The sequence below is a fragment of the Rhizobium sp. CC1099 genome (assembly GCF_029714385.1).
Taxonomy (GTDB): Bacteria; Pseudomonadota; Alphaproteobacteria; order Rhizobiales; family Rhizobiaceae; genus Rhizobium.
Map to the genome: position 1 here is coordinate 986,611 of NZ_CP121641.1, position 12,251 is coordinate 998,861.

The following is a 12,251-nucleotide window of genomic DNA, read 5'->3' on the forward strand; positions in this document are numbered from 1 at the left end:
CCGAGGTCGAAGCCGCCTCCACGCGACATTCCTATGCCTCATAACCCGATTGACGGCAATGTCCTGCATAGTGTTGCGGCGAAAGAAAGGCTCGCTTTCTTTCGCCGTCCAATATCGCAATCAATTATTGTAGATATTCTTTTCGATATCGTCAGAATATCCGACGTTGACATCGCCGAGCGTACGGAACGTAAGTCTGGCGCCAATGCTCCAGTCGCTTGCCGACTCGTCGCTTGTATCGCGTTTTGAAGTATAGGCGATCGTGAAGATCGTGCATTCGTCTTCATAGGAGAGGCCGAGCGTCTTCCTGCTAATGACGTCGTTGTTGAGATCCCACGCAATGCCGCCGAAGACGGACCAATAGTCCCTGAACTTGACCGTTGCCTTGGTCTGGATTTCATCACCGCCTTCGGCGGACCCGTAATCCGGCTGAGGCGAAATGTGGGTGTAAAGAAGCTGGCTCTGGAATGTATCGGTCTGGAACCCGGCCGTCAGATCGCCACGGCGAAAAGAGAGATCCTTCTCGTCCAGACGGTACGAGGCGGCGAGGGAAAGGCCCTGCGGCGTCTCGATGCCGCCCAGCCCGACATAGTCGGAACGGTCGGTCTCAAGACCCGAATTCGCCCCCGCATTCACGAGATCGTCCGTGGCGAACGAGTTCTGGCCGGCAAGATGATAGGACTGGCCGAAAATGCCGTGAAGTTTGTAGCCGTTGTCGAAGGTGCCGGTGTACTGGAAGCCGATATTGGCACGCGTGCCGCCCTCGATGCGATCGTAACCCGAGAACTTGTCGCGCTCGAAGAGCGACGTCGCGTCGAAGACGAAGCTCTGCGCGTCCTCGTTGGGCAGGGCGCCCGCCAGAGACTCATCGGGACGGGCGTAGATTTGGGCGATTGGCTCGAAGACATGCGTGCTGTTGGCCGTCGTCATCAGAATCGGATAGCGCGCTTCCAGGCCGGCGGTGATCATCCCGCGCGTTGCGCCATCACCGTTTTCGAAGTCGCCGTCGTATACGGACGTCCCGCTGATGGAGTTGGGATCGTCCACATTCAGCGCCAGTGCATCGCCGCGCGCGGCGAGCAGAGGCGTGATGAGTACGCCCTGCGGCGTCACGAAAGTTCGCTTCCACTCGAGTTCCCCGGTCAGACGCGATGTCTGCCCCTTCAATGAGAAGCGATCATCACCTACGGGGTTGTCGAAGAAACTGTCATGCGTGCGCGAAATATTCGTGAAGTTGACGTCGAGCGACAATTCGCCGCCGGCCAGCGGCTGCGGAGCCACGGCATGATAGTCTATCACGGGATAGACGATCGCCTGCTGCTTTTCTTCCTCGCTATGCGGGTCGGAGTCCTGAACGTCGAAGTAGAACGATCTGATGTCGAAGTAATTCCGCTTCCCGAGGCCGGTCAGGTAGACTTGGTTGACATGGGTTGTCTCGTTGAACCCTCTGAGTTCGTAGGTACGCGAGAAGTTATTATCGCTCTGCACCATGACATCCCAGCCGAATGCCCAGCGGGGATTGATCTTGAACTCCGCCTTGGATCCAATCATTCCGCGGTCATCGGCCTCCTGGTCGCTTGTTCCCTCGGTGAAGCTCTCCGGGCGCATCTGGTTGATGCCCGCTACGCGCAGGGTATGCGTGCCGTTCTCGAAACGCTGCCGGAACTCCGCGTCGAGCAGGAAGCCCTGATTCGTGTAGCCGGTGCCGCTGACCGTCAGGTCCATGCTGGGCGAGAAGACATAGTAGTAGGGAACGGTAACGCCGAATCCGAGGTTTTCCGATGTACTGAAACTCGGAAACAGAAAGCCGGACTTCCTCTTGACCGTCTGGTCCGGGACCTCGATCCAGGGGAGGAAGGCGATCGGATGGCCGAGCAATTCGAAGCGTGCCTTCTCCAGCCGGATGGTATGTTTTTCGCCATTCTGAATGACGCGCTCGGCCTTGACTTGCCAGAAAGGCGGTCGTTCCGGCCGTTCGGCGCAGGGAAGGCATGCGGTGTAGACGCCCTTGTTGAGGATCATCAGATTGTCGTTGACGCGCTCACCGCTTTCGGCCGCGATGCGCGTGTTGTCCGTGGTCTCGATACGCAACGCATTGACGAAGCCTTCGGCGAAGTCGTCGGTTACATCGAGCTTGTCGGAATACATGCGGTTGCCGTCGGGGCTGATCAGCTCGATATTGCCGACCGCCATCATGCGGCCCGTCTTCTGGTTGTATTCCACGCGCTGGGCCACCATTCTGTAGCCCGCATAGTTGATCTGGACGCCCCCGACTGCGGAGACGATCTGCTGGTCCCTGTTGTAGACGAGCTCGTTGGCCGAAAGCATCATTTTCGCTTCGGGATCGATCTTCGGCTGCAGCCTCTGCAACGTCGAATTCTCCTGCGCGAACACAGCAGGAATGCTTCCAGAATAGCCAAGCAGAGTCGCCCCTGCGAGCAGGGCAACCAACTGTTTACTAAAAGTCTTGCGGTCGCCTGCCGCCACTAGCCGTCCTCCTGATGAAGCAGAATCGTTGCGCCCAGAGCCAGCGCGACGACTACCGGAATCCACGCCGCCACGAAAGGCGGTACGACTCCGCTGCTTCCAAATGCTTTTACAAGCACGTTGACGACATAAAGCACGAAGCCCGAAAGGATTCCACCCAGAATCACCGACCTCGACTGGTTGAACCGGCTAAATTTTAAAGACACTGTTGCAGCAATGAGAGTCATCGCGACAAGCAGCAGTGGTTGAGACAGCAATGAGTGAAATTGCGTCTCCAGCGCCTTCGTCGGAACACCGAAGGATTTTGCAATTGCTATTCGATTGGAAAGGTCAAAAAAAGCAATGGTTTCAGGCGATGTCAGGCGCTCCTGGACGAAGTCTTGTTTCAAATTGGTGCGAAGCTGGACCGTATCCTTGCGGACCGCGATTTCGCCCGGCCGGCGCTCGGTAACGTTCTTAAGGAGCCAGTAACCATCTTCCAATTTTGCGGAAGCTGCATCCTGGCGCAGAATCACGCGGCCGTCCGAATCGAAGTGGATCAAAACGGCATCGATCAGCAGCGTTCCGTTCTCCTGAATCGTACGAGCGCCGATGATGACGTCGTCCTTTCCGCTGATCTGGCGCAGCCAGGGAACCTGCGGCTTACTGCTTGTGGCCTTCTCCTGGCCGCGCCAATCGGTCTCCACCAGTGCCGCCTGACGCTGGCCCCAGGCCGCGAGCGGATTGATGACTGCCATCGTCAGGATGCCGAGCAGGAAGGCACCGGCGATGAAGGGCGACATGAACTGCCATACCGAGATGCCGGCTGCGCGCGCCACCACGAGTTCATACTTGCGGTTCAACCCGATCAACACCGTCATTCCGACAAAGAGCGCAATGAACGGAACGGTCTGCTGGATGATGAGCGGCAGTCGGACGGCCGTCATCAACAGGCCACCGGCTACGGTATAGCCCGGAAGCCCGGACATTCGGCCTGCCGTCTCGCTGAAATCGATCAGAAAGACAATCGAGATGATTCCAAGGAAGAACCAGATCGTTATCGCAAGATAGCGGCGGAAGAAGTAGCGTCCCAAGGTGCCGAAGATCATGCGCTGCCTCCGGGCGTCTTTCCGAGCGCAGAAGGCAGTCGCCGCTCGATTCTGTGCCAGATGCCGGCGGCACGTTCGCCCACGGCGGCCGGAATCGAAAGGCGCTTATGCATATTGAGGAAGCCGCTCGCCGCGACGCCGGCCACGACCGGAATCGCATACAGCACGCCGATGTAAAACGGATTGGTGTCGATCTGGTTCGCGGCGTAGAACGACGCCCAGCGCAGCGCAAAGGAAAAGGTCAAAGCCGTGACCATCGGGTGCAGGCGCGCCTCGCGATGCGAACGCGCGTCACCGGCGATCGCCAGCGAAATCAGCGCCAAAACGAAAGGCAGAACCCAGTCCGTCAGCCGTCTGTGAAGTTCGGCGCGGTATGATTGCGGCCTGGAGATGTAATCCTTGTCGGCCGGATCCGGATTGAGCAGGAAGCCCAGGTCGCGGTCGCTGGCGCGGAGCGTCGCCTGTCCGCGGTTCTGCGTCAGATCGGAGAGATCGAAAGAATAGGAGTCGAATTTGATAATCGAGACGTTGCCGTCGCGGGCCTTGCGCTGAACCTCGCCGTCGCGCATGATGAGCGATGTTCCCGTATCGTCGACGGCGCCCTCGCGCGCATAATAGATCATGTCGAAGGCAGGATCGCGCTCGTCGACGACGAACAGGCCCCTCAGCACGCGGCCGGCCAGCCGCTCCGAAATCTGCACATAGAGACCCTCATCGATCCTGCGGAAGTTCTTTTCTTCTATGACGGTGGACAGAAGATCGGCATAGGCCGCCGCAATCATCTGTCGCGCACCGGTCTTTGCCTTCGGCTCGACGACGTTGTCGACGAAGAAGGAGAACGCGCTGATGACAGCCGCAAGCAGCAGGATCGGCCGGACGATGATGTTCCGCTTGGCGCCGGCCGCATCGATAACGGTCAGCTCCGAATCGTTGTTCATCGTTGTCAGCGTCTGGGTGACGCCGATCACAAGGGCGAAGGGCAAGACGACAGGAATAATCGACGGCAGGATCAGCGTCGCAAGCTTGGCGAACGAGCCGATCGACTGACCGCTATCGGTGACCAGGTTGATGCGCTGCAGGACCTGGGTCGTCCATATGATCGCGAGCACCGGCAGCAGCGCTACGAGAAACATCTGGCCGACGCGCCGCAATATGTAGATTTCAAGTAGTTTCATGCCTGCCCTTGAAACGCACCTGCGAAGCGGAAGCATCGCAGCAGGAACCATCTAAGCTCTTTGCTGCGCTTTTGCGACAAGCAGGTGTCAAAATTTCATGCAAAATTCAGAATTTTTTGGCCCGTGTGATGAATTCGGTACCCGCATAGACACCGGCAAAAACGACAATCGCCAATAGCCAGCCGAGTACGATATCGGAAAGGAAGTGCGCGCCGAAGGAAAGCCGCATCAGCGGCGTGAGGATAGAGATCGCCAAAATCGGCAGGAATAGTCCGGTTCGTGCCGGCTGCGGTATCAGCATGACGAGACAGAGCAGCCAGCCGGCGCTTGCCGCTTCTCCGGAGACAAACGAGCAGTTCGAAATGCACTTTCCGGCAAGCGATCCCGCCTGCACGAAATCGAGGGTACCGCCGAAATTGAGGGTCTCGATCGGCCGCGGGCGGCCCCAATGCTCCTTGAGGATGACGTTCGCGATAAGGCCGGGTCCGAGCAGCAGCGATGCCAGAGCGATCTTGAGATTTCGGGCCCGAAGCGCGTTGAACGTTGCACCGTGAGGCCAGTAGCACGCGATCAGCATGGCGAGTTGAACAGCCGCCACAACATACGGCAGCCGGAAGAAGATCGTTCTGAGCGTGTCCAGAAAGGCTGTCTGACGGGAGGGGAAACGTCCGCAAACCTGTGCCGCTGCGTCCGAGGTTTTGCAGGTATCGACGAGAAAGAAATGCCACGACGCTACGATGTCGACATGCGGGAAGGTATGGAATATCAGAAGCAGCGCCCACCACAGACAGAAGAGGCCGATGAAAGTACCTGCCGCGCTGGGCGGGAAGCGAACTTGGGAGCCGGATAATTTGTCTGCAAGACTAGCGGTCACGTCAGGGCATTCTTCTCGTGGTTTTCGGCGCCGTTTCAAGCACAGTTGCTTTTTGACTCGGTATCGCGGATTTGTCCATGGCCTCCCGATCAAGCCTTGTTTTCGGCGCTGAAACCCGAAATTATCGCCGCCGGTTGGATTCTGCAGAATCCGAATGGAGAAAACATGGCAGCCAAATTCGATATCTCATTTTCAAAGTCGGCCAAGATCAGCGGCGGACTGACCATTGTGTTGAAGGCAAGCGACGCCGATTTGGCTGCGGGAGCTGAAATCGCCGACCCGGCCGGTGTCATCGCCAGGGCCGCGAAAATTGCCAAATTCTCGGCAAAACCGGTGAGTACGCTTGATCTTGTCGCCCCCGAAGGCTCGCCGGCCGAACGCGTCATCGTGGTTGGTCTCGGCAAAGCCGAAGAACTGACGGCGCATGACTGGCTGAAAGCTGGCGGTACGGCTGCCTCGAAGATCAAGGGAGCCGAGAAGGCGACGGTCTTCATCGACGCGCCAGGCGTTGGCGTCGATGCCAGGGCCGGGGCCGATTTCGCGCTCGGCATGCTGCTGCGGGGCTACAGCTTCGACACCTACAAGACGAAGAAGACCGATGACGAGGACAAGGCGAGCGGCAAGGCCAAGGTTACTATCATTACCGCCGATGCGGCTGGCGCAAGGAAGGCCTTTGCCGATGCCGAAACTGTCGCCGATGGCGTCAACCTGGCGCGCGATCTCGTGAACGAACCGCCGAACGTCCTTGGCCCCGTCGAGTTCGCCGCGAAGGTAAGGGAACTGGAAAAGCTCGGTGTCGAGGTCGAGATCCTGACGGAGCGCGAGATGAAGCGCCTCGGCATGGGCGCGCTGCTCGGCGTCGCCCAGGGTTCCGTCCGTCCGCCGCGCCTTGCCATCATGCAGTGGAAGGGCGGAAAGGCCAAGGAGCGTCCCGTCGCCTTCATTGGCAAGGGCGTCGTCTTCGATACAGGCGGCATCTCGATCAAGCCGGCAGCGGGCATGGAAGACATGAAGGGCGATATGGGCGGTGCGGCGGCCGTTACCGGCCTCATGCATGTTCTTGCGGCGCGCAAGGCGGCCGTCAACGCGGTCGGCATCATCGGCCTTGTCGAGAACATGCCGGACGGCAATGCCCAACGCCCGGGTGATATCGTCACCTCGATGTCCGGCCAGACGATCGAGGTTATCAACACCGATGCCGAGGGCCGTCTCGTGCTCTGCGATGCGCTTTGGTACTGCAACGACCGCTTCAAGCCGCAGTTCATGGTCAACCTTGCGACGCTGACAGGCGCTGTCGTCGTGGCGCTCGGCAGCGTCTATGCCGGCCTGTTTTCGAACGACGACGCGCTTGCCGGCCAGTTGACGGAGGCCGGCTTCTCCACAAGCGAGAAGGTCTGGCGCATGCCGCTCGGCAAGGAATACGACAAGATGATCGACAGCAAGTTCGCCGACATGAAAAACACCGGCGGCCGCTATGCAGGTTCGATCACGGCGGCGCATTTCCTCAAGCGCTTCGTGCAGGACACCCGCTGGGCGCACCTCGATATCGCGGGCACCGCGATGGGTTCGCCGCTGGATGAGATCAACCAGTCCTGGGGCTCCGGCTTCGGCGTCCGCCTGCTGGATCGCCTGGTGCGCGACCACTACGAAGCCTGATCGCGCAATGACGGAAGTCCTGTTCTATCATCTGACCGAATCCAAGCTGGAGGACGCGCTGCCGCCGCTCGTCGACAAGAGCGTGGGGCGCGGCTGGCGTGTCGCGATCCAGGTGAAGGAAACGGCTCGAAGGGATGCGCTCGACGCGCATCTGTGGACTTTCCGCGAAGACAGCTTTTTGCCGCACGGTACGGACGAGGCTGAATTCGCCGAAGACCAGCCCGTCCTGTTGACGGCATCGGCCGGAAACGCCAACGCTGCGACCGTGCGTTTCGTCGTCGACGGCGCCGAACCGCCGTCGGTGGACACCTATGAGCGCATCGTCTTCATGTTCGACGGATACGACCAGGAGCAGCTCGAAGCCGCGCGGGCCCAGTGGAAGAGGCTGAAGGGCGAGGGGCACAGCCTCACCTATTGGCAGCAGACGCCGGAGGGACGCTGGGAGAAGAAGGCCTGACCGCCAAGGTCAGGCAAGACCGCTGTCCGTCACGACCTTGTCGATGAAAGCCTTCTTCGACGCGGTATAAGCGGCGCGATTTTGGGCATATTTCCGCGCAAGATCGATCTTCAGCTCTTCATAGGCTTGGACGAGAATGGGATCGCTCCGAAGCCTATCGCGGAAAAGAATGTTCCGCTTCCAATTGTGACCCTGATACTCGACGATATGGGCGAGGTGCGTGCGCGTCTCGCCCTTGATGCCGCGGCCGAAGATGTAGTCGTCGGGCACGATATCGGCTCCAGCATAATCGTAGCCGATCTGTTCCATCGGGCCGATAAAGGTCGCCCCGTCTTCGAAACGTCTGACGCCGATCAGAATGTCGATTATTGGTTTTGCTTTGATTGCCGGGATGGCGGTGCTGCCAAAATGCTGGATGTCGAGCGCCAGAGATCCGAGCGCACCTCGGATTCTAGCCTCTTCCAGCGCATAGGCTTCCCGCCATCTTGCGTCGGGAGCGGCGAGCGTGACGGTCAGATGCCGCACGCCCAACCCAAAAGATTCGTCTTGCTCCTGATGCATGGTATTGGACGTCCTTGGCGAGGGTCGATCTTGCCACTCTAACATTCAACGGTAGCACTGGCAGCCGGCCGACGATCCGTCGGTCAGTCGTGGAATGCTTCCACGAACTTCCGCTTGCCGAGCATGAAGGCGTCGGCCACGTGACGTAGCGGTGCGAGGTCGACATCCGACGTGCCTGCCTTGATGATCTCTGCGAAGCGCCGGTAGAGCGCCGGATATTCCTCCTCCGGAGCGGAGAATTTCAGTTCGCCGTTGACGGAAAGCTTCGATCCGCCTTCCGCAAGCTCCATCTTGCCGGCTGCCGTCTCGGCAATGATGTCCCAACTCTGTTTGCCGGTTTGGCGCCAGTCGAATTCGCCGTGAACCGGGACATCGTCGGCATTCTTGAAATGCATGTCGGCCGCAATCGGCGCGTCGCGGTTTTCCGGAAACTCCAGCGTGGCGCTCGTCAGGAAGATCGCCCTCGGCAGGATATGGGTGACGATTGACAGCGCATTGATACCCGGATCGAAAACGCCGAGCCCGCCCGACTGCCAGATCCAGTCCTGATTCGGATGCCAGTGGCGCACGTCCTCCTTCCAGATGACGTGGACGCTTTCGATCTTCGTCGAGGCGAGGAAGGCCTTCGCGGCCTCGACCGCAGCCGCATAGCGCGAATGCCAGCTTGCAAAAAGCGAGACGCCTCTTTCGGCGGCCAGCGCTTCAAGGTCGGCGACCTCGCTCAGGGTCGCGCCCGGCGGCTTTTCGAGGAAGACGTGCTTGCCGGCAGAAAGCGCCTTATGGGCTGCCTCGTAGCGATATTGCGGCGGCATGCAAAGCGACACGGCGTCGATATCAGGCACGGCGTCGAGCATGGCCTCGATGCTTGTGAAGCTCTGGATGCCGTCGACGCTGCCGTGGCGGCTTGCCGTCGCGATAAGCTTGAAATCCGGATTCTTGGCGATCGAGGGGAGGTGCTGGTCGCGGACGATCTTGCCGACGCCGACGATGGCGAGGTTGATGGGTGACATGGCTGAAGCTCGCGTTCGGTGTTTCGCTCAAAAGTATGATTTATTGGGCGGTGTTTTATCAGAATGTTACCGCCGGGCAAGCGGCCTTGTCACGTGCAGATCGAAAAGGCGCGACACTCAGCCCGCCATGGCGTCCTCATATTCGGCAGAAAGCTCCAGCCACTGTTCTTCGGCGGCTGCGAGCTTTGCGGCTGCCTCGCCACGCTGCTTGGCTTTCTCGCTGGCCTTTGCCGGCGCCTTTTCGTAGAGCGCCGGATCGGCAAGCTCCGCATCGAGCTCCTGAATCTGTTTCTCCAGCTTTGCCGTCAAAGATTCGATTTCATTGATCTTTTTCCTGAGCGGCGCGAGCGAGGCGCGCTTGCCGGCATTCGCCTTGCGCTGCTCCGACTTGGAGGAGGGCTCTTCGCTCAGATCAGGCCTTTCGTCTTTTTTTTTGCCCGAAGAGACGACGAGATTGCGGTATTCCTCCATATCGCCCTCGAAATTCGAAACCGTGCCGTTGTTGACCAGCCAGAGACGGTCGACCGTCGCCTCGATGAGATGGCGGTCGTGCGAAATGAGGATGACGGCGCCATCGTAGTCGTTAAGCGCTTCTATCAAAGCGCGGCGGCTGTCGATGTCCAGGTGGTTGGTCGGCTCGTCGAGAATGAGAAGGTTCGGCGCGTGGAATGCAGCAAGCCCCATCAGCAGGCGGGCCTTCTCGCCGCCAGAAAGATCCTTGGCGGCGGTCGTCATCTTTTCCGTCGAAAGCCCCATCTGCGCCACGCGGGCGCGGACCTTGGCCTCGGGCGCTGCGGGCATCAGGCGGCGCACATGCTCGACCGGCGACTCGTTGGGGACGAGATCGTCGAGCTGGTGCTGGGCGAAAAAGCCGATCTTCAGGCTCGGTGCGAGTTTGATGTCGCCGCTTTCGGCCGAAAGCCGGCCGGCGATGAATTTTGCGAAGGTCGATTTGCCGTTGCCGTTGGAGCCGAGCAGCGCGATGCGGTCGTCGTTGTCGATGCGAAGGCTGATGTTTTTGAGGATCGGCTTGCCCGATTCGTAACCGACGGCACCGCTCTGGATGGCGACGATCGGCGATGCCGGCTGCTTTTCCGGTTCCGGGAAAGTGATCGGCTGCACATGATTTTCGATCACCGCGGCGACCGTGCCCATGCGTTCCAGCGCCTTGACGCGGCTCTGCGCCTGGCGCGCCTTGGAGGCCTTTGCCTTGAAGCGGTCGATGAAACTCTGCAGATGTTTGCGCGCGGCCTCGTTCTTGGCCTTCGCTTTCGTCTGCAATTCGTCGGCTTCCGCCTTCTGCCGCTCGAACTGGTCGTAGCCGCCGCGGTAGAAGGTCAGCTTCTTCTGGTCGAGATGGACGATCGAATTGACGGCATTGTTCAGAAGGTCGCGGTCATGGCTGATGATGATGACCGTGTGCGGATAGCGCCGCACATAGTCTTCCAGCCAGAGCGTACCTTCGAGGTCGAGATAGTTCGTCGGCTCGTCGAGAAGCAGCAGATCGGGTTCGGCAAAGAGCACTGAGGCAAGGGCCACGCGCATGCGCCAGCCGCCGGAGAAGGCCGAGGCCGGGCGCTGCTGGGCATCCTGGTCGAAGCCGAGGCCGGCAAGAATGCTTGCCGCCCGCGCCTCTGCCGAATGCGCATCGATATCGACAAGGCGCATCTGGATTTCCGCAATCCGGTGCGCATCGGTCGCGATCTCGGATTCGACAAGCAGCGCGGCGCGCTCCTTGTCGGCGGACAGCACGATCTTGATCAGCGAATCTTCCGTGCCCGGTGCTTCCTGCGCCACCTGGCCGATGCGGGCGTTCTTCGGTATGGAAACTGAGCCAGTTTCTGCGCCGAGATCGCCGGTGATGATCCTGAAAAGCGTAGATTTGCCCGCGCCGTTCCGCCCCACAAGGCCAGCCTTCGTGCCCGCCGGAAGCGTCACGCTGGCATTGTCGAGGAGAAGGCGCCCGGCGATGCGGGCAGAAATGTCGGTAATCGTGATCATGCGCGGCGTTTTGGCCGAAAGCCGCGATCAAGGCAAGACCGTGGCGGCAACCTCGTGAATGTCGATCCGAGATACACGTCCGTGACCTGCTGCGAATGCGGGGTCGAGGGACAAGGGAAACCGCGAAAACCAAGCGAAGTTCCTCTGCCTCTCCTGCGGACAGGCAGACCATGCCGACGTCAACGCGGCGGTCAACATCCTGGCGGCCGGAACACGGCCATCGAAGGCGGTTAAACACGTCTCCCGAGAACGCGAAAGGGCGACCTGAGCCGCCCCTGAAAATCTCCGTCCTTTCGGGCGGGGAAAGATGTCAAGAGTTGGTTCGAGCGCTGCCTTGATCTGTATGAAGGCAGGGCCGCACCATGACAACGGCGTGAAATTGCCGCGTCCCCCTTGTTTTCGGGGCTAGGGGCGGATAAAGACCGCCCACTTTTCCCGCTAAACCAGAGGATTTGACCCAATGGCGATTGAACGCACCTTTTCGATGATCAAGCCGGACGCAACGAAGCGCAACCTGACGGGCGCTATCACCAAGATGCTGGAAGATGCGGGCCTGCGCGTCGTTGCTTCCAAGCGCGTTTGGATGAGCAAGCGCGAAGCTGAAGGCTTTTACGCCGTTCACAAGGAGCGCCCGTTCTTCGGCGAACTCGTCGACACCATGACCTCCGGCCCGACCGTCGTGCAGGTTCTCGAAGGCGAAAACGCAATCCTCAAGAACCGCGAAATCATGGGTGCGACGAACCCGGCAAACGCTGACGAAGGCACGATCCGCAAGGTGCACGCCCTTTCGATCGGCGAAAACTCCGTTCACGGCTCCGACGCTCCGGAAACGGCTGCGCAGGAAATCAAATACTGGTTCTCCGACACCGAAATCGTCGGCTGAATCGGAATTTCAGCCGAGAGGCTGAAGCCTTTGAAATGTTTCTGAAAGCCGGTGCTTCG

The 12,251-nt window shown here is 59.7% G+C and carries 10 protein-coding genes; 3 read left to right on the plus strand and 7 right to left on the minus strand.

The genetic code is table 11. From position 1 onward, the window contains the following. Nucleotides 1-120: 120 nt before the first annotated feature. The 4 genes from QA644_RS04935 to QA644_RS04950 form a co-directional block, all read right to left on the minus strand. Nucleotides 121-2,487 (minus strand): LPS-assembly protein LptD, encoded by a 2,367-nt coding sequence (locus QA644_RS04935; RefSeq protein WP_194729348.1) that lies wholly within the window; start codon nucleotides 2,485-2,487, stop codon nucleotides 121-123. Continuing rightward, nucleotides 2,487-3,575: an LPS export ABC transporter permease LptG gene (gene lptG / locus QA644_RS04940; protein ID WP_092583163.1), complete on the minus strand. Its 1,089-nt coding sequence runs from the start codon at nucleotides 3,573-3,575 to the stop codon at nucleotides 2,487-2,489. The genes QA644_RS04935 and lptG overlap by 1 nt, the downstream gene beginning before the upstream one ends. Further along, nucleotides 3,572-4,750 carry an LptF/LptG family permease gene (locus QA644_RS04945; RefSeq protein WP_074070217.1) on the minus strand — a complete coding sequence of 393 codons (1,179 nt, stop codon included), beginning with the start codon at nucleotides 4,748-4,750 and terminating at the stop codon, nucleotides 3,572-3,574. The genes lptG and QA644_RS04945 overlap by 4 nt, the downstream gene beginning before the upstream one ends. Before the next feature lie 106 nt (nucleotides 4,751-4,856). Next, the gene (locus tag QA644_RS04950; RefSeq protein WP_083635819.1) at nucleotides 4,857-5,552 is read right to left on the minus strand and encodes a phosphatase PAP2 family protein; all 696 of its coding nucleotides are present in this window, start codon (nucleotides 5,550-5,552) and stop codon (nucleotides 4,857-4,859) included. Nucleotides 5,553-5,789: 237 nt separating this feature from the next. Here QA644_RS04950 and QA644_RS04955 point away from each other — a divergent pair, with 237 nt between their 5' ends. Together QA644_RS04955 and QA644_RS04960 are read left to right on the plus strand one after the other, a co-directional pair. Then, nucleotides 5,790-7,280 carry a leucyl aminopeptidase gene (locus tag QA644_RS04955; RefSeq protein ID WP_239599389.1) on the plus strand — a complete coding sequence of 497 codons (1,491 nt, stop codon included), beginning with the start codon at nucleotides 5,790-5,792 and terminating at the stop codon, nucleotides 7,278-7,280. 7 nt (nucleotides 7,281-7,287) lie between these two features. After that, the gene (locus QA644_RS04960; protein ID WP_194729350.1) at nucleotides 7,288-7,737 is read left to right on the plus strand and encodes a DNA polymerase III subunit chi; all 450 of its coding nucleotides are present in this window, start codon (nucleotides 7,288-7,290) and stop codon (nucleotides 7,735-7,737) included. Between the two features lie 9 nt (nucleotides 7,738-7,746). Here QA644_RS04960 and QA644_RS04965 read toward each other — a convergent pair whose 3' ends face one another. From QA644_RS04965 to QA644_RS04975, 3 genes are all read right to left on the minus strand, one after another. Beyond that, nucleotides 7,747-8,298 carry a GrpB family protein gene (locus QA644_RS04965; RefSeq protein WP_074067253.1) on the minus strand — a complete coding sequence of 184 codons (552 nt, stop codon included), beginning with the start codon at nucleotides 8,296-8,298 and terminating at the stop codon, nucleotides 7,747-7,749. A gap of 83 nt (nucleotides 8,299-8,381) precedes the next feature. Then, nucleotides 8,382-9,308, minus strand: a complete 927-nt coding sequence (locus QA644_RS04970; RefSeq protein WP_283071326.1) for a Gfo/Idh/MocA family oxidoreductase — start codon at nucleotides 9,306-9,308, stop codon at nucleotides 8,382-8,384. Nucleotides 9,309-9,425: 117 nt separating this feature from the next. After that, nucleotides 9,426-11,309: an ABC-F family ATP-binding cassette domain-containing protein gene (locus QA644_RS04975; protein ID WP_283071328.1), complete on the minus strand. Its 1,884-nt coding sequence runs from the start codon at nucleotides 11,307-11,309 to the stop codon at nucleotides 9,426-9,428. A gap of 460 nt (nucleotides 11,310-11,769) precedes the next feature. On the opposite strand from QA644_RS04975, the gene ndk reads away from it, so the two are divergent. Continuing rightward, on the plus strand, nucleotides 11,770-12,192 hold the full coding sequence (ndk, locus tag QA644_RS04980; RefSeq protein ID WP_022714709.1) for a nucleoside-diphosphate kinase: 423 nt from the start codon (nucleotides 11,770-11,772) through the stop codon (nucleotides 12,190-12,192). Nucleotides 12,193-12,251: the final 59 nt, after the last annotated feature.

Bases quoted from the DNA above. Each gene is read 5' to 3' on its own strand.
- ndk (WP_022714709.1), top strand. From the start codon at position 11,770: ATGGCGATTGAACGCACCTTTTCGATGATCAAGCCGGACGCAACGAAG.
- QA644_RS04960 (WP_194729350.1), top strand. From the start codon at position 7,288: ATGACGGAAGTCCTGTTCTATCATCTGACCGAATCCAAGCTGGAGGAC.
- QA644_RS04965 (WP_074067253.1), bottom strand. From the start codon at position 8,298: ATGCATCAGGAGCAAGACGAATCTTTTGGGTTGGGCGTGCGGCATCTG.
- QA644_RS04955 (WP_239599389.1), top strand. From the start codon at position 5,790: ATGGCAGCCAAATTCGATATCTCATTTTCAAAGTCGGCCAAGATCAGC.
- lptG (WP_092583163.1), bottom strand. From the start codon at position 3,575: ATGATCTTCGGCACCTTGGGACGCTACTTCTTCCGCCGCTATCTTGCG.
- QA644_RS04945 (WP_074070217.1), bottom strand. From the start codon at position 4,750: ATGAAACTACTTGAAATCTACATATTGCGGCGCGTCGGCCAGATGTTT.
- QA644_RS04975 (WP_283071328.1), bottom strand. From the start codon at position 11,309: ATGATCACGATTACCGACATTTCTGCCCGCATCGCCGGGCGCCTTCTC.
- QA644_RS04970 (WP_283071326.1), bottom strand. From the start codon at position 9,308: ATGTCACCCATCAACCTCGCCATCGTCGGCGTCGGCAAGATCGTCCGC.